Consider the following 24,429-nt stretch of genomic DNA (forward strand, 5'->3'; position numbering starts at 1 on the left):
GACTAAACCCTTAATGGGTTTAGTTTGATATAAAGGTGGGTTGATTAGTAAACTAATTAGCTTAGTAAGACTTTCAAATTTAATTTCTTCAAATTTAATCTATCAATTTTATAATCTTTTTGTCTTTTGTGGAATTTTAAAATTATACAAAAAGTAAATATAAATTTTTAAAAAATAAACAAGAAAAGCAATAATAAACGCTACAAACATCAAATACCTACCAAAAAAGCACTATATTTATAAAATGAATATCAATATTCTAATTTATTTTATATATTTTTATTGATTTTTGATAAATTCAGAAAAATTTATGAAACTTTTATAAAAAATTGTTATATAATACTCATTAAGTTTATAAACAAAACTTAAATAAAACCCACAAGGAGTACATCATGGGAACAAGAAAAGAACACGACTTTATTGGCGAGTTGGAAATTGCTGACGAGGTTTATTATGGAGTGCAAACTTTTAGAGCACTAGAAAACTTCCATATGAGTGGCAGAAGATTACAAGATTATCCTTATTTTGTAAAAGCTTTCGCTCAAGTTAAAAAAGCAGCTGCTCTTGCTAACAAAGAAGTTGGAGTTCTTGATGCTGACAAAGCTGATGCTATTGCTAAAGCTTGCGATAGATTGATTGCTGGTGAATTTTTAGATCAATTCGTAGTAGATATGATCCAAGGTGGTGCTGGTACTAGTACAAACATGAACACCAACGAAGTTATCACTAATATCGCTCTTGAAAGTATGGGACACAAAAAAGGTGAGTACCAATATCTTCATCCTAATGATCATACAAACTTAGGTCAATCTACAAATGATACTTATCCAAGTTCAATCAAAGTAGCTACCTATGCAAAACTTACTGATCTTTTAAAAGCTATGGAACTTTTAAAAACTGAATTAGAAGCTAAAGCTAAAGAATACAAAGATATCATTAAAATGGGTAGAACAGAGCTTGAAGATGCGGTTCCTACTACTTTAGGAAATACTTTCAACGCTTTTGCTAGCTATATTAAAAGTGATATTGAAAAAATCACAGCAGCTCGTGAGTCAATGAGTTATTTAAATCTTGGTGCAACAGCTATTGGTACAGGAATTAACTGCCACCCTGATTACAAATTTGTGGTTGAGAAAAAATTAAAAGAAATCACTGGTGTTGAATTTAAACCAGCTGAAGATTTTATCGCTGCTACTCAAGATACAGCTGACTTTGTACATGTAAGTGGCACATTAAAAACTGCAGCAGTAAGATTATCTAAAATTGCAAACGACTTAAGATTAATGAATTCGGGTCCAAGATGTGGTTTAGGTGAAATTAATCTACCAAAAATGCAACCAGGTAGCTCTATCATGCCAGGTAAAGTAAATCCAGTAATTTGTGAAGCAGTAGGTGAAGCTTGCTATGAAGTTATAGGAAATGATGTTACTATTATGCTTTGCTCTGAAAGAGGAGAATTTGAACTTAATGCATTTGAACCAGGTATTGCTTATGGATTATTTAACTCTATAGTATTACTTGAAAATGCAATGAAATCTCTAGCTGAAAAAGCTGTAAGAGGCTTAACAGCAAATCCTGAAGCATGCAAACAATCTGTACTTAACTCAATCGGTATTGTTACAGCATTTAATCCTGTTTTAGGATATGAAAAATCTGCAAGTATTGCTAAAGAGGCTTTAGAAACTGGTAAAGCAGTTGGCGATATTTGTCTTGAAAGAGGATATCTTCCAAAAGAAGAAATTGAAAGAATTTTAACACCAGAAAATATGTTAAATCCTCACATGACAGAAAAAAGAAAAGCTTAATTAACTTAGGAGTTTAATCATGGATATTATGATTATTTTACAACTTGTTGTCTTTCTTGGGGCAATATTCATAGGTATCCGCCTTGGTGGCATAGCAATAGGCTATGCCGGAGGTTTGGGTGTTGTTATTTTAGGTCTTGTTTTAGGTATGAAGCCAGGTAATATTCCTTGGGATGTTATCTTAATCATTGCTGCAGCAATTGCTGCGATTTCTGCTATGCAACAAGCAGGTGGTTTGGATTATATGGTAAAAGTTACCGAAAGAATTTTACGTAAACATCCAAGATTTATCAATTACCTTGCACCAGCTTGCGGTTGGTTGCTTACTATTTTAGCAGGTACTGGTAATGCGGTATTTTCATTAATGCCTGTTGTTATTGATGTTGCAAAATCACAAAACATCAAACCATCAGCTCCACTTTCATTAATGGTTGTTGCTTCACAAATTGGTATTACAGCTTCTCCAGTTAGTGCTGCTGTTGTTTATATGACTGGTGTATTAGAGCCACTTGGTTGGAATTATCCTGCATTAATTGGTATTTGGATTGTAACTACTTTTGCTGCTTGTATGATTACAGCTTTCATTGTAAGCTTAATCACCCCAATGGATCTTAGTAAAGACCCTGTATATCAAGAACGCTTAAAAGCTGGTCTTGTAAAAAGTGCTTCTGATGTTTTACAAAGCGAAGACAAACCAGGTGCAAAACTTTCAGTTGCTATTTTCTTATTCACAGTATTAGCGGTTGTTCTTTATGCTACAGCAATTTCTAATAATATCAAATGGATTGATCCAGTAGTTATTCCAAGAGATGCTGCAATTATGAGTTTCTTATTAACAGCTGCAACTTTAATTACATTCTTATGCAAAGTTGAACCTGCAAAAATTTTAGATACAAGTGTATTTAAATCAGGTATGACAGCTTGTGTATGTGTATTTGGTGTTGCTTGGCTTGGAAATACTTTCGTTGCGGGTCATGAAGCAGGTATTAAAGAAGTAGCAGGTGAATGGGTTAAACAAACTCCAGCTATGCTTGCAGTTGCATTCTTCTTTGCCAGTATGCTTTTATACTCTCAAGCAGCTACTGCAAAAGCTATTGTTCCAGTTATCATCGCTGCATTAGGAATTTCAGCTACAAATCCTGCAGATTCTTATATGCTAGTTGCTTGTTTTGCTGCTGTTTCAGCGCTTTTCGTTCTACCAACTTACCCTACTTTATTAGGTGCAGTTCAAATGGATGATACAGGTACAACAAGAATTGGAAAATTCATATTCAACCACGCATTCTTTATCCCTGGTGTATTAGCTATAGCTATAGCTGTTGCTCTAGGCTTCTTAGCAGTAGGAATGCTTTAATACTTCAACTTTCCACGTTTAAAGTGGAAAGTTCTCTTTTTACTTATTAACCAATTTTAAGTAGAATGTTTTTTTAATTTTAAAGAATCAAAATGACAAAATTATCCTTAGATAGAAAAAATATAAGAATTTTATTTATAGGTTATATCCTAGTTGCACTTTTTGGTACCTTTATTTTAATGCTTCCTATTATGCACACTAAGCCCATATCTTTTCTAGATGCATTTTTTACTAGTGCCTCAGCTGTAAGCATGACAGGACTTATTGTATTAAACACTTCATTAGATTTTAGCTTTTATGGGCAACTTGTTATCTTATTGCTTATTCAAATAGGTGGCTTAGGTTATATGAGTATAGCTATGGCTTTATATATTTTAGTGCGCAAAAAGATGAGTTTTGGAGAAAAAAATCTTTTAAGAGAATCCTTGATCTATCCTGAAGCTGATGGCCTTGTAGGATTTTTAAAAAAGGTTTTGTTTTTTGTATTTGCTATTGAGCTTTTAGGTGCTCTATTGTTATTTTTAAGATTTAAGCTTGATATGAATTTAAGCGAAGCTCTATGGGCTAGTGTTTTTCACTCTATTTCTGCTTTTAATAATGCAGGATTTAGTATATTTGAAAGTGGTTTAATGCCTTATAGAGATGATTTTTGGATTAATTTTGTTATCACATCTTTAATTATCATTGGAGGTTTAGGGTATTTTGTATTATTAGAATTATACTTTTTTTCTAAAAAACGTTTTGCAAGCTTAAGTTTGCATACAAAACTTGTTTTAATTTCTACTGTTATATTGATTGTTTTTGCAAGCTTGGTAGTCTTTTTATTTGAATACCATAATCCAAAAAGCATAGGAGAATTTTCACTTTTTGATAAAATTATGAGTGCATATTTTACAGCGGTAAATTACCGAACAGCAGGGTTTAATACTCTTGATCTTAGCACCTTTAAAGATGCAAGTTTATTTTTTGGATCTTTATTTATGATTGTAGGTGGTGCACCTGGTGGAACAGCTGGGGGTATTAAGGTAACTACAATTGCTGTATTGCTAATCTATGCTTATTGGAGTATCAAAGATAGTAATGCAAGAATTTTCAACTTTGAAATTCCCACAGAAACTATCAATAAAGCTTTTATTATAGCGGTAAGTTCTATTGTATATATCATCACTTGTGTATTAATTTTATCCTTAATTGAAGATGATAAAAGCTTTTTACCCTTGCTTTTTGAAACAAGTTCAGCGTTTGCTACAGTAGGAGTTTCAGTAGGAGATGGTGGGACTTTATCGCTTAGTGCACTTTTTAACTCTGAAAGTAAATTACTTATCATATTGTTAATGCTTAGTGGTAGAGTGGGTGTGCTTGCATTTTTATTTAGTATATTTTTTAAAGAAAAAGAAAAATATTTGAATTATCCAAAAGGAAAGATAATATTATGAAAAAAGAAACTTATGGTATTATAGGACTTGGAAGGTTTGGTTCAGTTTTAGCAAAAGAACTTATTGATCAAGGTAAAAGAGTTATTGTTTCTGATATTGATGAAGAAGCGGTTAAGGAATTGCAAGATCATGCAGATTTTGCTTATATTTTAGATTCTACTCATACTATAGCCTTAAAGGAAGCAGGCTATGCAAATGCAGATGTTGTCATACTTAGCATAGGTGAAAATTTAGAATCAAGCATACTCACTTTCATGGCTTTAAAAGAAATTGGAGTAAAAAACATCATTGCCAAGGCAAACTCTTCTACACACGGGCAAATTCTTTCAAAACTTGGGGTTAATAAAGTCATCTATCCTGAAAAAGAATCAGCAAAGCGTTTAGCTAAAATTCTTATAACTAATCCAAATTTTGAGATCATAGATCTTTCAGCCAATACTATCAAAGTAGCAAAACTTTTAGTGGATGAAAACTTAGCAGGAAAAACTTTGCAATCTATTGGTCAAAACTTAAAAGTCATTGCACACAAACAGCATGATACTTGGAGTATTATGCCAAATTTAGAAACTACTGCTTATTTGAATGATATACTAATGCTACTTGGCACCCAAGAAGAACTAAATCAATATGAATATTAATAAATTTAAAGCTTATTTTTAAGCTTTAAATTTACACTTAAACCACCTTTCATCTTCCATTAAACATTCCATATATTATTTTACCTATTACCTAATTTATAAAAACACATAAACTATAATTAAATATATTTTTTTAATAAGTTATTTTAAGATTATAACAACTATTATCAAATTTATATAAAAACACTATATTATAATTATTTAAAGAATATAATAAGATATTTATACTCTTTATTTATTACTATATATAAGCTTAGTATTTATACTTTATATACCAAATATAATAAGTGCAATTTATAATCTTTATATAAATACTATTTTTTCATATCTACAAATACATTAAACAATATAATAAAGTATAAATATAAAAGCTATAAAAGTCTATTAGTACATTGTCTTAAAAAAGTAAATAAAAGTAATTTTTTGTTTTATGTAAATAATAATAAATCTATATGTATTTTTTTAATAAAAAATAAAAGTAATTTTGATTATAGTTTATAAATAATTATTATATTTGATAGTTTTTTGGCTATTTTTTAATCTTTTTATAACTTTTTTATCACTTTTGTATTTTTTGTGTTATCATATTCTCATCACAGATAAAAATTAAATGTAGGTTATGGGGGGGGGGATATGAAAAAAACATTTTTACTTGTTTTACTTATTCACACTTTTCTTTTTTCTCAAATAATGATTTTAAAAAATCAAGATAAAATCATTATAGATAATAATCAGGTTCTTGCGGTTAATCATGTAAACCATGATCAAAAGCAAATACTTAAAGAGTATAATAATAGTATTGACCCAAGAGTCAAAAAGCTATTAGAAGAAAAACCAAAGAAAGATTCTAATCTTAGTAAAGAAGATGAAGAATTATCCAATAAGGTTATTAATACTATTCAAATCATAGGTAATGTATATAATGCCAAAGACAATAAAGAAAGAGATGAACTTATAAGAGATTTAGCAGGTAATTATTTAAGCTTACAAGCTAATACTTTAATCCAAGAATATTTACATGCTCTTAATCACTCCATTAGTAGCGAGTTTAATTTAAACTATAATGACAGAGGTGGTTTAAGTGGTAATGCTAAAGTTCTTTTACCTATTATGAGTGAAGATAACCCAAAAATATCTTATTTTTTACAAAGCGGTATAGGTGGATATGATAATAATAGAATCATAGGTCACTTTGGTGGTGGTATAAGATATTATCCTAATGCATTAGCATTAAATAATTCAGGAAATATCATGCTAGGATTAAACTTAGTTTATGATCATGATTTTAGTAGAGAGCATAAAAGAATGTCTTTGGGCTTTGAAAGTATGTTAGATACATTAGCTTTCCATGCTAATATTTATCAAAAATTAAGTGATTGGATTAATAGTTATGATTTTGATAAAGATTATATATTAGAACGCCCTGCTAATGGTTGGGATATAGGTGTTAAATATGCTTTTCCTTCTATGAGCAATGTAGCTATTTTTGCTAATATGAGTAAATGGTATGGAGAAAAAGTAGCTCCATTTGGCAATGTAAGCAATTATGAAGATTTAGAAAAAAATCCTTTGGTGTATGAAGGAGGTATTACTTATTCACCTTGTCCAGCATTAACTTTTTCACTAAGCCATAAAAGAAGTAATGAAAGTGATAAACAGGGTACAAATATAGCTATGAATTTTAACATACCTTTAGATAAAGATGCCCTCAAACATGCTTTTGATACAAACTTAGCAGGTATAAACAACACCATTGAAGGCTCTAGAACTCATTTTATAGATAGAGATTATTCTATGGTGCTTGAATATAAAGCCATTAATAATGCTTATCATATTTCTTATTGTGGAAATTTGGGAGATAATACTCATTGTATTATGCTAAAAAATGGTTTTAACCAAGCAGTTAAAAATGTTGCTATGAGTGTAACTCCTGAACAAAAAAGTGTAATCTTAAAGAATGGAAATCATTATATTACTAATGATAGTGGAAAGGTTTTTGTAAAAATAATCCATGCTTATGGAGTCCATCAAACCAATTTAATTGCTAAAGCAGGGAATGCTCAAGAAAGTTTCCCTATTACTATTATAGCTCCAAAAGAAGACTTTAGGATATTTGCCAAACCTTCTAATATACAAAGATATGAAAAATCTCTAATCACATTTGCAGGAAGTGATTTGGCAAGTGATTTAGATATAAATTGGAAATTAATTGGCAAAGGAAGCTTAGAAAAAACTCCAAATTCAGATAAAACAGATAAAGATGGAAATTCAAACATTATCTATAAGCCTGATGCAAATATGAAAGATAAAGAAAAAGCAACAATCATTGCTAATGTATTAGGAGTTACTTTAAAAGCATTTGTTCAAATAGCAATTTATGGAGATAATGATATTATCTTAGATAAAACTACTATAGGTAATAAAGAAAAAGCTCATGCAAGTTATAAAAACTTACAAGCTAAAACTACTAAGGTTAAATGGAGCATACAAGGAGATAATGCTTTATTTATTGATAAAGATAAAACTACTAAAGAGCTTAATTTAATAGCTGATGAAAAGGGTGAGAGCAATGTAGAAATCATAGGACTTAGTGGAAATGAAAAAGTAAAAATCATTGCTAAGAATATGAGTGATGCATTAGTAAAAGAAAAAAGTAAAGTTTTAGAAATTAAAAACTATTCGGCTACTATGGAACTTCCTATCGGAAAAGACCCTGTGACTCATCAAGACTTTGAAAAAGGAATGATTGATTATAAAAGCGACTTTGAAGTAAAACTTAAAGGTTTAATGCCAAAAACAAAAGTTTTATGGAAGACTAAAGATATACAAAGCAATAAAACTTTAAGAATTAGCAATGACAAAGAAAGTACAGCTGATGATAAAGGTGAGAGTAAGGTAGTATTTGAAGGAGTAAAAGATTTTAATATTAAAAGATTACAAATCATTGCTACTTATAATCAAAGCGCAGCTAGCACTCAAGAAGTAAGTGGAGAGATTAAACTCCACCAATATACTCCAAGCATTAATTTTAGTAAAGATAAAATCCATGCTTATGAAAGTGAAAACATCAAAGCTTTAAAAGATCCAAAACTTGATCATGTTGATGTAACTTTAAAAGGTGGTAAACCTAATGAAAAAATAGAATGGAGTTTAAGTGGGGACGCTACTTTAAGTAATCAAGAAGCAACATTTAATGCTAGTGGTGAAGCTAGAGCAACTATTACTTCTAAAGCTCCATTTAAAGCTAATCCTACAATTAATGTTAACACCCTAGGTCAAAACCTAAGTAAAACTATTACTTATGATGTAAAAACATATACACCTAGTGTAACTTATCCAAGCTTTAAAGCTCAAGAAAAAACAATAGATTATATAGATGATTTTAATATTAAAGTAAGTGGTTTATTGCCAAATTCCACTATTGATAATATCAGTGGAAGTAAAGGAGTAAAAGCTAAAAAAGAAAGCTTTAATGTTAATGATAAGGGTGAAGCTACTTTAGAGTTTGAAGGTATTAGTGATTATAGTGTTAAAGAACTTACTATTAAGTTTAGTTATATCAAACAAGGTAGCGTTAAAGAGGAACTTAATTTAGATAAAATTAAACTTTATCAATACAATTTACAAATACAATCAAACCGAACATGGTTTTACAATAAACTCGATGAACAATCTGAAATAAAAATTACTGGTGGACGTTTAAATTCTGAAATCACATGGAACATCCAAGGAGATGGGATAATAATCAATAAAGATAGCAAATTCAATTCTCAGGGTGAAGCTAAAGCAACTATTACTTCTAAGGCTCCGTTTGAAAATGAAATAATAATAAGTGCTTCGACATTAGGAAAAAAAATAGATCAAAAAATTTCCTATAAATGGGAAAAATTTTTCTTGCCAAAAATTATGTTTCCTTATGGTTTATTATATCCATATGAAGTTTATTATGTGAAACATTTTCCGGTAACAATAACTCATTTAAAGCCAGGATTTATTAAAGTTATACTGCCAGATGGAGTTAAAAGTGAAAAAGATCTTAGCAGATTATACACCAATGGAGAAACAACCATAAATCTATATGTTGATGACCCACATCTTAGATATTTTAGAATAGAACTTGAATGTGAATATAGAGAAAGTACAAGCGAATTAAAAAAATTTAAATCTGATGACGTTAAAGTACTGTTCCCAGAAGTTGATTTAGATAGAAAAGAGTGGAGAGTAGGATACAATCCTATGTCTCTTTTTTCACAATTTTCTTTAAAATTTAAAGATAAAGACATAAAAAATTCTCCAGATTGCAGGATAACTTCGTATGAATTAAAAAAATATATGTCTAGGGTATCAAGCGGAGGTATAGGATTTAATTTCATTACCTTTGTTAATAGTGACTCTGCAGGACACTATGATGAAGGTAAAATCAACTTCTCTTGTTTTGGCGGAGAACGAAATTTTGAATTTACTGTACAAGGAATATAAAATTGCCATTTTACAATTTTATGCAATTTCTATCTCTATTAGCTCAACTTTCAGAGGTAGAAGTTAAAACTCTTATGGAATATAAAGATTTATTATTAAAAGCATTGTCATCTTTAAATGAATCAAAAACATTTGATGTAAAAGAATGTACACGACTTATTAATACTCTTGAAGAAACTTTTTTAGATAAACTTCAAATAGAAGAAAGCAAAAAGAAAGCAATTTGCAAAAATATCATCAAAATACTAAAAAATCATTGGAAAATGTTTTTTGAAAGCTAGATGGTGTCAAGGGGGAGACTTGAACTCCCGACCTCCGGCTTATGAGACCAGCGCTCTAGCCAGCTGAGCTACCCTGACATAAAAAGAAGTTAAAATTATACTTTATTTTGCTTAACATTTTATAAAACATTTATTTTATAAATTTTTCAACTTTTTTGTGATAAAAATATGAAATTATATTAGAAAGGATTTTTATGCAAATAAGCTCAAGTTATAGCAATGCTTTTTATACACAAAATCCTTATCAAAACAAAGACAAAGAAGAAATCAAAGAAAACATTTCTGAAAAAGAAAATCCACAGCAAACAAAAGAAGATAAAAACGATCAAGAAAAAGAAGAAAAAACTCAAAAAGTCAACGGCAAAGACTTAAACGCTGAAGAGGTAAAACAAGTACGAGAACTTGAAAAAATCGACAGAGAAGTAAGAGCTCACGAAGCAGCCCACCAAGCAGCTGGTGGAGCTTTGGCCGGTGCTGCAAGCTTTGGCTATACAAGAGGTCCTGATAATAAAATGTATGCAGTCGAAGGAGAAGTGCCTATAAGAATGCAAAAAGGCAATACTCCTGAAGAAACTATAGCAAATGCCATGCAAGTAATTACTGCAGCTATGGCACCAGCTGATCCTAGTCCACAAGATTACAAAGTAGCGGCTAATGCTATGCAAATGCAAAATGACGCACGCGTCGAACAAGCTAAAATAAAGGCAGAAGAGCTAAAAGCACAAAATGAAAAAAGCGAAAATGAGAATGAGGAAAAAACAAATTCAAATTCCAAAGCTATAAAATCATACACACAAAATGCATCACAAGATTACATAGGAAGTCAGTATAACAAAAGCGCATAGTGGCAGAGAGGAAGGGATTCGAACCCTCGGTGAGTTGCCCCACACACGCGTTCCAGGCGTGCTCCTTCGACCGCTCGGACACCTCTCTAAAATTAAGAATTATAACTTATTTTTTTAAATTTATAATAAAAATTTTATAGACTTTCTGGATATTTAATCTTGAGTATAAAATTTATAGTCAAGATATGATTAAACTTTATAATGTTAAAATAAAAATAAAATATTTATTTTATTATTTAAAAACAAAAAGAGAATAGTTATGATAAAAAAGCTACTTATATTTTTTTTAAGTCTTGTTTGTACTTATCAAGCACAGGCTGTTTTAAACAAAGAAAGCCTTGGAGAAGGCTTTGGAAATACAAGAAGCGAAGCGATTAAAAACGCTATTAATGACGCTTTGGGGAAAACAGAAGGTTTAAAACAAGTCAAATTAAAAAAATTTGAATTTAATTTTAATGGAAATTTTAATATAGGCTATGATGAAGAACTTGACTTTGTTAGTAATGGTGTTTTTAATAGTTATGATATAAAGTCTCTAACTCAAACAAATCAAAGTGAATTTCATGCAAAAGTTTTAATCTATAAAAAACTTTATAGCGACAAAAGTCTTAAAAACAAAAGCTCTCTAATCATCATTAATAGAATCAAAACTGGACTTTCAGCCAAATTTGAACAAGAACTTTTAAGTGTTTTACTTCAGAATAAAAAATTTAAAATCTTAGACAAAACAAATCTTGATCTTTATAATCAGGAAAAATTTTTGCTTTCCAAAAATTCAAGCGATGAAGAACTTGTAAAGCTTTATAAGACTTTAGAAGCTGATTTTTTACTCATTTTAAATCCAAAAATAAAACAAATACAAAATGAAAACAACACTCAATCTTATGATATTATCATTGATTATCGCTTAATAGAATTTGCTACAAATGAAAGCAAATCTTCTAATACTTTAGAGTTTAAAATGAGCTCTACAAGTAGTTCAAGCAGACAAAAAGCTCTTAGAGGTATTGCTACAAAAATTACTGAAGATATTTTTAAACATTCTAAAGACAATCAAGAAGAAACAAAACAAGACTTGGATACAAATCATCAAATCAATGATGAAGATGAAATTAATTTAGGTTTTTAGCCTCTAAAAACACACACCTTTTGCAAAGTTCGGCTTTTAAAATTCCTTGTTTAAAACCTTCTTTTAGTTCTATATATAAAGAGGAATTTAAAAGCTCATTAAAATCTTCTTCAAAGCAATTTCCAAGTTTTATATCCCCTTTAGTATCCAAACAACAAGGCACTAAAGTCCCATCACTTAAAATAGCAATTTGCCCATTTAAAGCATGACAATATCCATTCTCTCTAATAACCCCATCTTTCAAAGAAGGCCATTTAAAAAGCCTAGCTTGGTGTAATATAACATGCCTTTCTAGGCGATTTTTAGCTTTTTGCTTTTGAATTTTTACTTTAAAATTTTGCTCTAAAAAATCATAAATTTTCTCATTTTCTAAAGGTGGGTTGAAATTTTTATCTAAATTCCAAAGTCTTAAATTGATAAAAGAATTGTTTTTATTTTCCAAGTGCAAAAAAATAAGTTTTAAAACAGGCTCAAAGTATTCTTTTAAACTCATTCTACTTTGAGATAAAAAAGCACCCAAAGAAATATTGATTTGTCGTATGTTTTTAGAATCTAAAACAAGTTTTATTTTCTCATCATCAAAATAAAACCCACTTGTAGTAAGTTCTATTTGCATATTAAATTTAAAAGCTATTTTTAAATACTCTTTTAAATTTAAAACCCTTAAAGGATCTCCAAGCACATGAAAAGTAAAAAGCTTGGCATGACTATGCACACTTTTGCAAATTTTTTCAAAATTTTCAAGGCTCATTTGTTTTCTTTGCGCTTTTTGGCTAGGACAAAAATCACATTTTAATCCACAAATATCACTTAATTCTATATAAATTTTCTCAAAATGCATAATCACTCTTTTTAAAAAGTTCAAACGCCTTTAGGGCAAGTTTTGAAAGTGCAAGATGTTCTAATTCTTTATAAGAAAATGCTTTTGCCTTGAAATCTTCAAAATCATCATCTTTTAAAAAATACACCTTGGCATTAATTTTATATTTGGTGTAAGAGTGTTTAAATTCACCTATGAATTTTGCATTTTTTTCTTTATTATATTCTAAAAAATTATACATATTAAAATATAGCTTTTCTTTGCTTTTGATAAGCAAAAACTGCTCATTTTTTTGCACTATGAATATATTTAAAATAATATTTTCATATTGAGTTTTTTTAGATACATGAAATTTTTCATATTCATTTTTTCCACTACAAAAACTCTCTATAGGACAAAGCTTGCATTTTGCATTTTTAGGTAAACAAATCAAAGCCCCTATATCCAACAAAGCTTGATTATGATCAAATGCATTATCATAGTTTAAAAACTCTTTTGCTTTTTGCGTTAAAAGTTTAGAGTTTGGATTTTGCAAACTATAAAATCTACTCAAAACTCTTTTAATATTTGCATCCACAAAAGCTTTAGCTTGTAAAAAACCAAAACAAGCTATAGCACCAGCTGTATATTCTCCAATACCAGGAAGTTTTTGAAGCTCTTTAATATCAAATGGTAATTTTGCATTAAATTCTTGCACACAAATTTTTGCACATTTATGTATATTCCTAGCTCTAGTATAATACCCAAGTCCTTGCCAAGCTTTTAAAACCTCATCTTCACTTGCCATAGAAAGCGCTTCTAAAGAAGGAAATTTAGCTAAAAACTGAAAATAATAATTTTGCAAAACACTCTTTACTTGAGTTTGTTGCAACATAATCTCACTAATATAAACAGCATAAGCATTGTCAATATTTTTTAGCTTTTTTAAATCATCCTCGCTACCATATTTTCTATATTCTTTATGCAAAATACGCCAAGGAAGGTTTTTTCTACCATTCTCGTTATACCATTTTAAAATACTTTCATGAATTTTTCGCATTAAAACTTTCTTTGTTTTTAAAAATTATACAATCTATTCTTAAAAGCTTTATGTTAAAATTAAAAAAATATTTTTAAAAAGGAGTAAAAATGAAAAGTTTTTTAAAAGGTTTAGGATTAGGATTACTTTGTTTAGTATTGTTTGTACTAGGAGTAGTTTTTAATACTGAATTTTTAGGTTTAAAAAATCATAATAAACAAAATGTAGAATTTTCAAGAAATATAGAAGTATCAAATGAAATCATGCCAAATGTTTTCAATGCTGTTTTAAATTTTAGTGCGAGCGAAGAACTTAGTAAAAAAACTATCATCTCTAGTGATGAAAAAAATCATATTGCTAAAACTTTCAAAGAAATTTCAGATCGTATTGCCAAAGAAGACTATTGTAAAGGTGGAAGTTATACTTTAGAGCCAAGTTATAATTATTATCAAGGAGTAAAAACACTTAATGGGTATAGATTGTATTCTAATTTCACTTGTCAAATCCCACAAAATAAAAATAAAGACTATGAAAATCTTATAAAAGATATAGAAGGCATTAGCGCTACTAATGCTTTAATTTCTTTTAACACCAAAGCCTTACAAGCTGGTTTTGATGAAGCTATTTTAGAAGAAAACAAAGAAGATTTATATGATCTTACATTTAAAAAAGCTTTTGAAAAGGCTCAATATTATTCTAAAACTCTAGCAAAAACTTGCATGATAAAAAATATTCATTTTGATAGTTGCAATATTAAATACAACTCCCCAAGTTTAGCAGCTAGTGCAGATAGTGTTGTATTGCCTATTATTAAAAGTGAAAAACAAAACTTAAAAGCTAATGTACTTTTTATTTGTCAATAAATTTCATTTTGGCTTTATTTTGAACTTTTATAATTTCTCATCATTAATTTAAAGGAGAAACAATGAAAAAAATTGTAAGTTTATTTATCGTAGGTTCTTTGGCTGCTTCATTTGCTCTAGGAGCCGATTTTTCTAAAAAAAGTAATGATGAGATTTTAAATCTTGCAAAAAGCGTAAAAGCACAAGATCAAGCTGATTTGATTATTGAGATGAAAAAAAGAATGAACGAGATGAAATACAAAGATGCAAAAGATTTTCATCAACAATTTAGAGCTAATTTACACGAAAACATCTCTAAACTTTCTGCTCAAGAAAGAAACCAAAGAAGAGCTATCGTTCAAGAAGATATGCAAAAACTAACCGATGAAATGAGTGGCAAAGAAATAAGAGAGTTAAATTTGCACCATTACAATAACGCCCATTCCCATAAAAATCATCATGGTTTAAGATCACACCATGCAAATTGCCCGATGAGATAAAATGGCAGCAAAAATTCTGCTCTTAGAAGATGATTTAAGTTTAAATGAAATTATAAATGAAGCCTTAAGCGATGAAGGTTTTAAAGTCTCTTGTGTATATGATGCACAAGAGACACTAGAAAAAGCTTATGAAGAAAATTTTGATCTTTGGATTTTTGATGTTAAAGTCCCAAAAGGCAATGGTTTTGAAGTTTTAAAAGAATTAAGAGAAAGTGGTAAAAATACTCCTGCTATATTTTTAACTTCTTTATCTATGCTTGATGATGTAAAACAAGGATTTTTAGCAGGTTGTGATGATTATATTAAAAAACCTTTTGACATAGATGAATTAATTATCCGTGTCAAAAATATCATTAAAAGAAATTTTAGCCACCAAAAAGAAGATCTGATTTTGCTTAACTTCTCAAAAAATATTTCTTTTGATCCGCTTAATAAAACTCTTTATCATGATAAAACAATCATCAATCTTACCAACAAAGAAAAAGAGCTCTTAAGCTTACTTTTAAAAAAACGTCCACATTTTGTAAGCATAGAAACCATTTTTGATGAAATTTGGAGTTTGGATGAAGAACCAGCAATTATGAGCCTTAGAGTTTATGTAAAAAATTTAAGAAAAATTCTTGGCAAAGACATTATTATCAATCAAAGAAACATAGGCTATGCCATAAGGCTAGAAAATGAAAAGTGAAAATTTTAATAATACTATTTTTAAAATTCTAGCCCTTTATATCATCACAAGTGGCGTATTTCTAACGATTTTTTTTATCACTTTTTATCAAAAAGAAGCAAACTACATACGATTAAATCAAATAACACATTCATACACTCACTATAATTATATTTTGCAAAATATCATCGAAGCAAGACACGATAGAAAATATTTAAATCAAGAAGATTTTTCCTATATATCCAAAAGACTCAACACTCAATTTGCCATTATCGCAAATAACCAAGTTATTTTTAGCAATTTAACTTTTGATGCTTTAAAAATATTAACACAACTTAAAAAAAATGATTTTATTTACAATGAAAACAAAAGATTATTTATAGATTTTTCAAGGATTAGAAATCTCAACACCTATATAAACACAAGTAATCTAAAAAAACCAAAACACCATTCTCATTTCATAAGACATAAAAATATTCATATCATTATAGAAACTGATGATCTTGGCTTTAAAAAAGAACAATACCGCAAAGATAATTATAATAATCTAGATATCAATGATTTTTCCCATGAACTTTGGAAATTAAAACTAAAAACCATTTTTTATACTCTTATATGCATTTTATTACTTGCTGTGGTTGCTTATATACTCATCTTACTTGTCTTTAAAAATATCAAAGAGCAATTTAAAGCACTTAATGATTTCATCAAAGACACTACGCACGAAATTAATACGCCTTTAAGTGTGATTTTAGCTAGTATTAAAAAATTTGATGATACAAATTTAAATCCAAATAATATAAAAAAACTAAATCATATCAAACTAGCAAGTAAAAATTTAAACCACATCTATCAAAATCTCATAGCTTTGAATTTTTTCTTGCAAAAAGAAAATTTCAAAGAAGATATCAATTTAAAAGAGCTTTTAGAGCAAAGATTAGAATACTTTGAAACTTTAATCACGCAAAAAAATCTCATCATTGAAAAAAATCTTTTAGAGCAAAACTTTTATGCTAATAAAGAAGAAATACAAATTTTAATCGATAACCTTTTAAGCAATGCCATAAAATACACTAATGCTCATAAAAAAATCTATATTTACTTAAAAGAAAAAACACTTAGCATTAAAGATGAGGGTCAAGGTATGAGTACTAAAGAAATAGCTCAAATTTTTACACGCTACAAACGCTTTAATCAAGATCAAGGTGGTTTTGGCATAGGTTTAAACTTAGTCAAGCAAATAGCTGATAAAAACAATATCAACATTAAAGTTTTAAGTAAAGAAAATAAGGGAAGTGAGTTTATACTTTCTTGGTAAGGATAAAAATGGATATTTGTTTAGAAAAAATAAAAATAGAACAAACTTGGAAAGAATTTTTAAAAGATGAGTTTTTAAAACCTTATTTTTTAGAGATAAAAACTCACTATATCAATGCCTTAAGCGAAGGAAAAACTATATATCCGCCAGCAAATTTAATCTTTAATGCATTTAACCTAGCTCCTTTACAGGATTTAAAAATCATACTTTTAGGACAAGATCCTTATCACAACCCAAATCAAGCTATGGGTTTAAGCTTTAGCGTACCAATGGGAGTTAGAATTCCTCCATCTTTGCTTAATATCTACAAAGAATTACAAGATGATTTAAACATTCCTATAGCAAGGCATGGAGATCTTAGCAAATGGGCTAAACAAGGAATTTTACTTTTAAACTCTATCTTAAGTGTAGAAGCAAACAAACCTGCTTCGCACGCGCATTTTGGCTGGCAAAAATTTACCGATGCAGTTATATCAAAACTTAGTGATGAAAAAGAGGGATTAGTGTTTTTGCTTTGGGGAAATTATGCTAAAAATAAAAAAATTTTAATCAACCCTCAAAAACACTTTATCCTAGAAGCAGCACATCCATCACCTTTAGCAAGGAATGCTTTTTTAGGTTGCAAACATTTTTCAAAAAGCAATGAAATTTTATTAAAACTTGGCAAAAGTCCTATTGATTGGGATTTAAACTCATAATTTACTTTAAACCTATATACTTTAGGAAAATTTTTATAAAAGGATAAATATGAATTGCCCGGTTTGTGCAAATACAGCTTTATTAATGAGTGAAAGAAATGGAGTTGAGATTGATTATTGTCCACAATGCCGTGGTGTTTGGCTTGATCGTGGTGAACTTGATAAAATCATAGAAAGAAGTACATCTCAAAGCGCACCACAACAATCTCATCAACAAAACTATAACCAACAAGCAAACTATCATCATAACAATGGTTATAAATACAAGAAAAAAGAAAGTTGGCTTGGAGAATTATTTGACTTTTAAGCCTTTTGGCTTAAAAGTTTTTATAATTTTACTTTAATCAAGGCATTCTCTGCCATTTTTGGTACCCATAAATACTCACCATCAAAAAACATATCTGCAGGGCCTTTTATAGGGTTTAGATCTAGCTTTATCTCTTTGTTGTCTTTTAGAATATAAATATATCCTTGAAGATTTTTACCCCAGCTTGATACTAAAAGATTTTTATCTTTATCAAACACTATACCGTCAAATTGTTCTATTTTGTTACTTAATTCTTTAATTTTTTTTGTATTTAAATCAATACTAATGATTTTTCCACCTGTTTTATCGCTTGGATCATAACCTGCAACAAATAAAGTGTTTTTTTCTACCAACAATCCATTTGGACCACCATATTTTGAATCTAAATGGATAAAGTTTTCATATTTTTTGTCTTTTAAAAATACTTTATGGATATATCCTGTGCCTGTATCACTCACTAGCAATGTATTATTATCCAAAACTGCTATATCATTTAAAAATACTGCACTTTTTATAGGAAGTTTTAAAATCTCTTTTTTGCTTTTTGCATCAAAGCCATATAAAATATCAATATCAACAACATACAAAACATCAGCTATTTTAGACATACCTTTTGGAGCATTAAGATTTTTGATAAATTCTAGTTCTATAACTTTTCCATTTTTATCTAATTTTGAGATAAAGCCATCATTATCTTTATTTAATGGAGCCAATTCCTTTCCTACATTAGATACATAAACAGCACTTTCATCTACATACACACTTTCAGGATGCGCAAAACCTTTAAATTCTTGCACCTCTAAAGCATTTGCGCTACAAAATGCAAACAAAGCTAAAGTTAAGATACTTTTTTTCATATTGTTACCTTTCTTAAATTTTATTCAAAAATTCTAGTAAAAATTTAAAATAAAATCTATCATTTTTAAGATAAAAAATATAAGTTTTTTGATTTTTGTTCTTGTTTTGGAGTAATACCATATCTTTTTTTATATCTTGCTATAAACCAGGCAGGAGAATTAAATCCAAGCTCATGACAAATTTGAGTAATATTTTTAGTGGAAAATTCTAATAGAAATTTAGCCTTCTCAAAACGTTTATTGTCAAGCCATTCTTTAGGACTTATCCCGAAACTTTGCTTGAAATTACGACTAAAGCTTGCTATATCCATTTTACTAAATTTAGCCATAGAAGCTACATTTTCAAAATCATTTTGACAATATGCAAACATCTGATAAAGTTCTAATTTAAAACCGTTTAAAATAGCTTTTAAAAAAGCGAAAAATTCTGCATTGTCTTCACTATACAATAAAGACAAAAATAATTCTTCAAATTTTAATCTTAGTAAAAATTCACCGTTTTTAGAAGCGCCTATGCAAGGTAAAAAAGATTGAAAAATACTTTTAGTTATTAAATCTGATTTTAAACTAAATAAGCTCTTGGAATATTCTAAAGAGTTTAATGTAGAAATTAAATCTTGATATTTAAAAACAAGTTCTATTAAAATACTTTCTTTAAAGCATAAAATAACAGATTTATATATATTTGCTTCATTTAAATAATCTCTAATAGAAAAAGAATTTTTTGTGAAAAAAATAATTTCATCTTTGTTTGCTTTAAAATGATTATCAATAGTATAAATACTTTTAGAACCTTCTAATATAAAAACCAAAGCATAGTCTTTAAACACCACTTCTTGGTTTATATTACTTGGTGATTGTTTTTGATAATGACACAAAGAAAATAAAGAATTATGTAAAACTTTTTGACTCACTTTTTCAAAATCTTTTGGAAAAACTAACATTAAAACCTTTTTTATAAGTTTTTTGATTATTGTATTTTATAAAAAATAACAAAAAATAATTTTTCATTAATAATATATGCTACAATAAAATAATTTTTAACAAAAGGAGAGAAAATGAGAAAAATAATTCTAGGATCTTTACTAGCATCAAGTTTTTTAATTGGGGCAAATTTGGAAAATTTTGATCCAAAAGCACAAAAAGATCATTTAGTTATCAAAATGGAAATTCTTGATAAAAATGCCAACAAAAATGCAGGTGAAGTAGTAGCAGTACAAACTCCTTATGGGGTAGCGTTTTACCCAAATCTTCAAGGCTTAGAAAGTGGAATTCATGGTTTTCATGTTCATGCAAACGCTGATTGTGGAGCAACTGATAAAGGTTTAGGTATGAAAGCTGGTGGTCACTGGGATCCTGAAAAAACTGACGCACACTCAAGTCCATGGGATGATAAAGGCCACAGAGGTGATTTACCACCACTTTATGTAGAAAAAGACGGTAAAGCAACTAATCCTGTATTAGCACCAAAAATCAAAACACTTAATGAGCTTAAAAATCACTCTTTAATGATACATTTTGGAGGAGATAATCATAGCGATCATCCTGCAGTACTTGGCGGTGGTGGCGCTAGAATGGCTTGTGGGGTAATTAAATAAAACACATACTAAAGGCTTTTTAGCCTTTAGTATTATTTAAAAAGCTTAGTAAAATCAAAATCATTCATAAAATCATGGCTTGATCCACCAAAACTTTGACTAGGACTATAAGTAGCAATAGCCACTGCAAGCTCGCTAAGCATAGAAGCTATTTCTTCTCTTTTATCTATTATATAAGCTTTCATACCCTCATAATCACTAGTTTCTAAAATTTTTAAAGGGTTATAAATTTCAAAAGCAAAAGCCTTTGAGCCTACATTTACATTATAATTATTATCAAATAAAGCATTGCCTAAAAATGAGCAATTATCCACTATCTTTAAACTTTCACTTGCAATTAATACTTTATCTTGTACATCTTCATAATTTTTATCTTCTAAAAGTTTTGAAATTTTTTTCAACGAAGAATCTAAAATTTGCAAAGCACCGACAAAATCATTTGCATCAGTAATATCTTCACTAAACTTTTGTGTTTGGTGTTTTAAATTCGCACCATCTATACTTGAACCTACTTGTCCTAAATGCTTTTGTAAGATTTCTAATTCATCTCTCATAATACACCTTCCTTGTTATTGCTATAATCAAGGAAAGCATTTTTTATTCCAAATTTTGATCTATCCAAACTCTAAAATCTTTAGCAAAAAGCAAAAAAACCTCATCATAATTTTGGATTAAATTTTGGGGATTATTATCATTTAATTCTTTTTCATAGTAAAAATACTTACTTGCTATAAGTTTTTTAGTGTTTATTTGCACCAAATTTAAATTAATGCCTAATTTTATTTTAGAATGCACCTCATCACTAAAATCTTGCTCTAATATATCTACTTTACTTTCTAAAACATAATCAGCACTAGCTAGACTATCTTGGTTTAAAACCGCTTTAAATACTCCTAAATCTTGCAAATGAAATTCCAAAAAAGTTTTAATCATCAAAGCAGGATTTTCTTTCCAAAAATGATAAGCATAAGCATTAACAACATGATTTTTTTTATAAAAAATTTCATTAGTATAAGATAAGCCCTTAGGTAAAGAAACTATAATAGTTGCGTTTTTTTTATTTTGACTTTGCTCTAGCTTTTCTAAATTAATACTAAAATATTTATTTGCAGGCAAAGTTTGACTTGGACTAATCAAAGAACAAGCACTAAAAAAAATAGCTACTAAACTAATATATAAAAATTTCATTTTATTCTCCTGGAGCATATTGAATGGCTTTATCTTTATAAATCACATCTGAAGGATTTTGCTTTAAATTTTTTAATAATTGTGTAAAATCTAAAAACAAAACTCTTAAAATATCTAAATTTTCATTTAAAAGCATTCTACTTTTATTAAGCTCATTAAGTTGGCCATTAGCATTATTTAAAAAATTTGAAAAATCATCTGAACTTTTACCAAGTTTAGAGCTTGTTTTATTTAAATTTTCCAAAAACACTGGTGTTTTAGTATTTAAATACGCAGAAAACTCAGATGTATTTTGTAAAATACGCTCTATGTTTTTTAAATTTTTATCACTTAAAAGACTTTCTAATTTTACTTTTGAACTGGTAATTAATTCTAATAAATTTGAAGTTTGTTTATCAATGCTTGCAAAAAAACTTTCTTTTGATTTTATAATAGGATATACATCACCATCTGCTTTTAAAACACTAGCTTCCTCACTTCCACCTGCAAGCTGAATGAATTTAAACCCTGTTATACCTTGAATTTGTAAGCTTGCATAAGTATCTGTTTTAACCGCTAAATTAGAATCAAGCTTAACTAAAATTTTCACTCTTAGTTGATTACTTGAACTATCTATGCTGATATTTTCAACACTTCCAACATCCACTCCTAAAAATTTAACCGGAGCTTTGACGCTAAGCCCTGCAACTGATTCTTCCATATAAATCTCATAATATTTAAAAGATTTTTCATCTTTTAAATTCCCATACCACACTATAAAAAACAAGCTAATAAAAAATAATATACTAACAAAAATTCCAATCAAAATATAATTTGCTTTATTTTCCATTATTGCATAAACCTCTCATAAAGTCTTGGATTTTGCTCTTGTAAAGTCTCAACATTTCCCAAAAAACCAACTTTTTTATTCTCTATAATCAAAAAGCGATTTAATACATTTTTCATACTTTCTTTATCGTGAGTAATTAAAACCACACATAATTTAAAGCTTTGTTTTAAACTCAAAAGCAACTCATCAAATTCTCTTGAACTATAAGGATCAAGCCCTGAAGTTGGCTCATCTAAAAAAAGCAATTTAGAATCAAGTGCCAAAGCTCTAGCTATAGCCACTCTTTTTTTCATACCCCCACTTAATTCACTTGGATAAAGCTTAGCTACACTCTCATCAAGCCCTACCATTTTAAGCTTCATCATGGCTATTTCTATGATATCGTTTTTGCTAAGTTTTGTATATTCAACTAAAGGTATACTAATGTTTTCAAGTATATTAAAAAAGCTAAATAATGCTCCATATTGAAAAACAACACCCCATTGTTTTTGCAAAAATAAAGCATCTTCATCGCTTATATTTTTTAATCTCTTGCCTAAAATTTCATACTCGCCCTTATCAAAATGCTCAAGCATTAACATTTGTCTTAAAAGTACAGATTTGCCACTACCACTACCACCTAAAATGCCAAAAATTTCATTATCTTGTACTTCAAAACTAATATCTTCATGCACACATTTGCTTCCAAAATAAGTGCTGATATTTTTTGCCTTTATAATCAAAATCCAGCCTTTGTTAAAAATACAGAAAAAATCGCATCAAAAGCTATCACCCAAAAAATAGCGTTCACAACACTTTTTGTCGTATAAACACCTATGCTTTCGGTGGTTTTTTGCACAAAAAATCCTCTAAAACAAGCAATAGAAGCAATCAAAAATCCAAAAATGGGCGCTTTTATAAGTCCTATGATGATATGTTTTAACTCCACTGCTTCTTTAAAGCGACTCATAAACTCACTCGCACTAATTTCTAAACTAAACCAAGCAACTACAATTCCACCTATAATACTTAAAATATCCGCCACTATTACCACTAAAGGCATGGCAAGTGCTAAGGCTAAAACTCTAGGTAAAATGATAAACTCACTTTCTTTAAAACCCATAGTTTTCATCGCATCAATTTCATCAGTAAGTTTCATCACTCCAATTTGAGCTGTATAAGAACTTGCACTCCTACCAGCTATAACAATAGCGCTAATTAATGGCGCAAGTTCTCTAGTAGCAGAAATTCCCATTAAATCAACAATATAAATATTAGCTCCAAATTGTGCAAGTTGATACGCAGCTTGATAAGCAAGCACCACACCCACAAGTAATGAGGTTAGCATAATAATAGGCAAAGCATTAATAGCACTATTTTCTACATGATATAAAAATGCCCTAAAACGAAGTTTTTTAGGGTTTAAAAGTGTTTTAAAACAAGTATAAATGATAAGCCCTATAAAATTTAAAAACTGTACTAAAAGCGCAAAAGATTCAACAACCTTTTTTCCTAAATTTTCAAAAAAATCTTTGATTGTTTTTTTATTTTCATGAGAATTATGAAAACTTTTATAGTGTTTTTGACAAAGTTCAAAAAGCTTAGCATGCTCACTTTTAAGATTTACTCTACTAAACTCAAAACCTTTTTGCTTAAGTTCATTTTCTAAAGCTAGAAAATACCTAATCCCAGCAGTATCTATAAAATCTAAATTTGCAAAATCAAAAATAATATTTTTTTGAGTAGGAAAATCTAATTTTTCTAATTTTCCTACGCTAGTTTTATCCCATATACCAAAAACACTAAAAACACATTCTTGGTTTTTAATGTCTTTGATGATT

24 protein-coding genes and 2 tRNA genes are annotated in these 24,429 nt (G+C 28.9%); 15 read left to right on the forward strand and 11 right to left on the reverse strand.

Going from position 1 to position 24,429, the window contains the following annotated elements; translation table 11 throughout:
• Positions 1 to 392: 392 nt before the first annotated feature.
• From CAMP5118_RS00835 to CAMP5118_RS00860, 6 genes are all read left to right on the forward strand, one after another.
• Positions 393 to 1,805 (forward strand): aspartate ammonia-lyase, encoded by a 1,413-nt coding sequence (locus tag CAMP5118_RS00835; protein ID WP_337216373.1) that lies wholly within the window; start codon positions 393 to 395, stop codon positions 1,803 to 1,805.
• Between the two features lie 19 nt (positions 1,806 to 1,824).
• Complete coding sequence (locus CAMP5118_RS00840; RefSeq protein ID WP_263679748.1) at positions 1,825 to 3,159, forward strand: anaerobic C4-dicarboxylate transporter; 1,335 nt, start codon at positions 1,825 to 1,827, stop codon at positions 3,157 to 3,159.
• 92 nt (positions 3,160 to 3,251) lie between these two features.
• The gene (locus CAMP5118_RS00845; protein WP_263679750.1) at positions 3,252 to 4,595 is read left to right on the forward strand and encodes a TrkH family potassium uptake protein; all 1,344 of its coding nucleotides are present in this window, start codon (positions 3,252 to 3,254) and stop codon (positions 4,593 to 4,595) included.
• Entirely contained in the window at positions 4,592 to 5,233 is a 642-nt protein-coding gene (locus CAMP5118_RS00850; protein ID WP_263664328.1) for a potassium channel family protein, read from the forward strand. Before CAMP5118_RS00845 ends, CAMP5118_RS00850 begins: the two co-directional genes overlap by 4 nt.
• 633 nt (positions 5,234 to 5,866) lie before the next feature.
• The gene (locus CAMP5118_RS00855) at positions 5,867 to 9,712 is read left to right on the forward strand and encodes an inverse autotransporter beta domain-containing protein (RefSeq protein WP_337216374.1); all 3,846 of its coding nucleotides are present in this window, start codon (positions 5,867 to 5,869) and stop codon (positions 9,710 to 9,712) included.
• A gap of 2 nt (positions 9,713 to 9,714) precedes the next feature.
• Entirely contained in the window at positions 9,715 to 9,993 is a 279-nt protein-coding gene (locus CAMP5118_RS00860) for a hypothetical protein (RefSeq protein WP_337216375.1), read from the forward strand.
• A 1-nt stretch (position 9,994) separates the two neighbouring features.
• Here the strand turns inward: CAMP5118_RS00860 and CAMP5118_RS00865 are convergent.
• Positions 9,995 to 10,071: transfer RNA gene (locus CAMP5118_RS00865), tRNA-Met, on the reverse strand.
• A gap of 116 nt (positions 10,072 to 10,187) precedes the next feature.
• Here CAMP5118_RS00865 and CAMP5118_RS00870 point away from each other — a divergent pair.
• Positions 10,188 to 10,838, forward strand: coding sequence for a putative metalloprotease CJM1_0395 family protein (locus CAMP5118_RS00870; RefSeq protein ID WP_337205909.1), 651 nt, complete (start codon positions 10,188 to 10,190; stop codon positions 10,836 to 10,838).
• Here the strand turns inward: CAMP5118_RS00870 and CAMP5118_RS00875 are convergent.
• Positions 10,839 to 10,926, reverse strand: a tRNA-Ser gene (locus tag CAMP5118_RS00875). It lies immediately after the preceding gene.
• Between the two features lie 171 nt (positions 10,927 to 11,097).
• On the opposite strand from CAMP5118_RS00875, the gene CAMP5118_RS00880 reads away from it, so the two are divergent.
• Entirely contained in the window at positions 11,098 to 11,967 is an 870-nt protein-coding gene (locus tag CAMP5118_RS00880; RefSeq protein ID WP_337216376.1) for a hypothetical protein, read from the forward strand.
• On the opposite strand, the gene CAMP5118_RS00885 is transcribed toward CAMP5118_RS00880, so the two are convergent.
• Complete coding sequence (locus CAMP5118_RS00885) at positions 11,951 to 12,808, reverse strand: radical SAM/SPASM domain-containing protein (protein WP_337216377.1); 858 nt, start codon at positions 12,806 to 12,808, stop codon at positions 11,951 to 11,953. The genes CAMP5118_RS00880 and CAMP5118_RS00885 overlap by 17 nt on opposite strands.
• The gene (gene mutY / locus CAMP5118_RS00890) at positions 12,798 to 13,826 is read right to left on the reverse strand and encodes an A/G-specific adenine glycosylase (RefSeq protein ID WP_337216378.1); all 1,029 of its coding nucleotides are present in this window, start codon (positions 13,824 to 13,826) and stop codon (positions 12,798 to 12,800) included. The genes CAMP5118_RS00885 and mutY overlap by 11 nt, the downstream gene beginning before the upstream one ends.
• 89 nt (positions 13,827 to 13,915) lie before the next feature.
• On the opposite strand from mutY, the gene CAMP5118_RS00895 reads away from it, so the two are divergent.
• The 6 genes from CAMP5118_RS00895 to CAMP5118_RS00920 all read left to right on the forward strand — a co-directional run bounded on the left by CAMP5118_RS00895 (position 13,916) and on the right by CAMP5118_RS00920 (position 18,137).
• Positions 13,916 to 14,668 carry an SIMPL domain-containing protein gene (locus CAMP5118_RS00895; RefSeq protein WP_337216379.1) on the forward strand — a complete coding sequence of 251 codons (753 nt, stop codon included), beginning with the start codon at positions 13,916 to 13,918 and terminating at the stop codon, positions 14,666 to 14,668.
• 62 nt (positions 14,669 to 14,730) lie between these two features.
• Positions 14,731 to 15,147 (forward strand): DUF1104 domain-containing protein, encoded by a 417-nt coding sequence (locus CAMP5118_RS00900; protein ID WP_337216380.1) that lies wholly within the window; start codon positions 14,731 to 14,733, stop codon positions 15,145 to 15,147.
• A gap of 1 nt (position 15,148) precedes the next feature.
• Positions 15,149 to 15,835, forward strand: a complete 687-nt coding sequence (locus tag CAMP5118_RS00905) for a response regulator transcription factor (RefSeq protein ID WP_337216381.1) — start codon at positions 15,149 to 15,151, stop codon at positions 15,833 to 15,835.
• A complete protein-coding gene (locus CAMP5118_RS00910; protein ID WP_337216382.1) occupies positions 15,825 to 17,132 on the forward strand; it encodes a sensor histidine kinase in 1,308 nt (435 codons plus the stop codon). The genes CAMP5118_RS00905 and CAMP5118_RS00910 overlap by 11 nt, the downstream gene beginning before the upstream one ends.
• 8 nt (positions 17,133 to 17,140) lie before the next feature.
• The gene (gene ung / locus CAMP5118_RS00915) at positions 17,141 to 17,830 is read left to right on the forward strand and encodes a uracil-DNA glycosylase (RefSeq protein ID WP_337216383.1); all 690 of its coding nucleotides are present in this window, start codon (positions 17,141 to 17,143) and stop codon (positions 17,828 to 17,830) included.
• A gap of 49 nt (positions 17,831 to 17,879) precedes the next feature.
• Positions 17,880 to 18,137, forward strand: a complete 258-nt coding sequence (locus CAMP5118_RS00920) for a TFIIB-type zinc ribbon-containing protein (protein WP_337216384.1) — start codon at positions 17,880 to 17,882, stop codon at positions 18,135 to 18,137.
• A 20-nt stretch (positions 18,138 to 18,157) separates the two neighbouring features.
• Here the strand turns inward: CAMP5118_RS00920 and CAMP5118_RS00925 are convergent, their stop codons facing one another.
• Positions 18,158 to 18,994, reverse strand: a complete 837-nt coding sequence (locus CAMP5118_RS00925; RefSeq protein WP_337216385.1) for an ATP-binding protein — start codon at positions 18,992 to 18,994, stop codon at positions 18,158 to 18,160.
• A 65-nt stretch (positions 18,995 to 19,059) separates the two neighbouring features.
• On the reverse strand, positions 19,060 to 19,938 hold the full coding sequence (locus CAMP5118_RS00930) for a helix-turn-helix domain-containing protein (RefSeq protein ID WP_337216386.1): 879 nt from the start codon (positions 19,936 to 19,938) through the stop codon (positions 19,060 to 19,062).
• A gap of 114 nt (positions 19,939 to 20,052) precedes the next feature.
• Here CAMP5118_RS00930 and CAMP5118_RS00935 point away from each other — a divergent pair, with 114 nt between their 5' ends.
• Positions 20,053 to 20,592 carry a superoxide dismutase family protein gene (locus CAMP5118_RS00935; RefSeq protein WP_337216387.1) on the forward strand — a complete coding sequence of 180 codons (540 nt, stop codon included), beginning with the start codon at positions 20,053 to 20,055 and terminating at the stop codon, positions 20,590 to 20,592.
• A gap of 32 nt (positions 20,593 to 20,624) precedes the next feature.
• On the opposite strand, the gene CAMP5118_RS00940 is transcribed toward CAMP5118_RS00935, so the two are convergent.
• From CAMP5118_RS00940 to CAMP5118_RS00960, 5 genes are read right to left on the reverse strand one after another with little or no spacing between them, the layout of a single operon-like run.
• Positions 20,625 to 21,146: a flagellar FLiS export co-chaperone gene (locus CAMP5118_RS00940; protein WP_263676905.1), complete on the reverse strand. Its 522-nt coding sequence runs from the start codon at positions 21,144 to 21,146 to the stop codon at positions 20,625 to 20,627.
• Between the two features lie 43 nt (positions 21,147 to 21,189).
• Positions 21,190 to 21,780, reverse strand: a complete 591-nt coding sequence (locus tag CAMP5118_RS00945; RefSeq protein ID WP_337216388.1) for an ABC-type transport auxiliary lipoprotein family protein — start codon at positions 21,778 to 21,780, stop codon at positions 21,190 to 21,192.
• Between the two features lies 1 nt (position 21,781).
• Positions 21,782 to 22,609, reverse strand: a complete 828-nt coding sequence (locus CAMP5118_RS00950) for an MlaD family protein (RefSeq protein WP_337216389.1) — start codon at positions 22,607 to 22,609, stop codon at positions 21,782 to 21,784.
• On the reverse strand, positions 22,609 to 23,331 hold the full coding sequence (locus tag CAMP5118_RS00955; RefSeq protein WP_337216390.1) for an ABC transporter ATP-binding protein: 723 nt from the start codon (positions 23,329 to 23,331) through the stop codon (positions 22,609 to 22,611). The genes CAMP5118_RS00950 and CAMP5118_RS00955 overlap by 1 nt, the downstream gene beginning before the upstream one ends.
• Positions 23,328 to 24,428, reverse strand: coding sequence for an MlaE family lipid ABC transporter permease subunit (locus CAMP5118_RS00960; RefSeq protein WP_442863219.1), 1,101 nt, complete (start codon positions 24,426 to 24,428; stop codon positions 23,328 to 23,330). The genes CAMP5118_RS00955 and CAMP5118_RS00960 overlap by 4 nt, the downstream gene beginning before the upstream one ends.
• Between the last annotated feature and the right edge of the window lies 1 nt (position 24,429).

Origin of the sequence: Campylobacter sp. LMG 7929 (assembly GCF_024723595.1) — a bacterium.
In the GTDB taxonomy this organism is placed as follows: domain Bacteria; phylum Campylobacterota; class Campylobacteria; order Campylobacterales; family Campylobacteraceae; genus Campylobacter_D.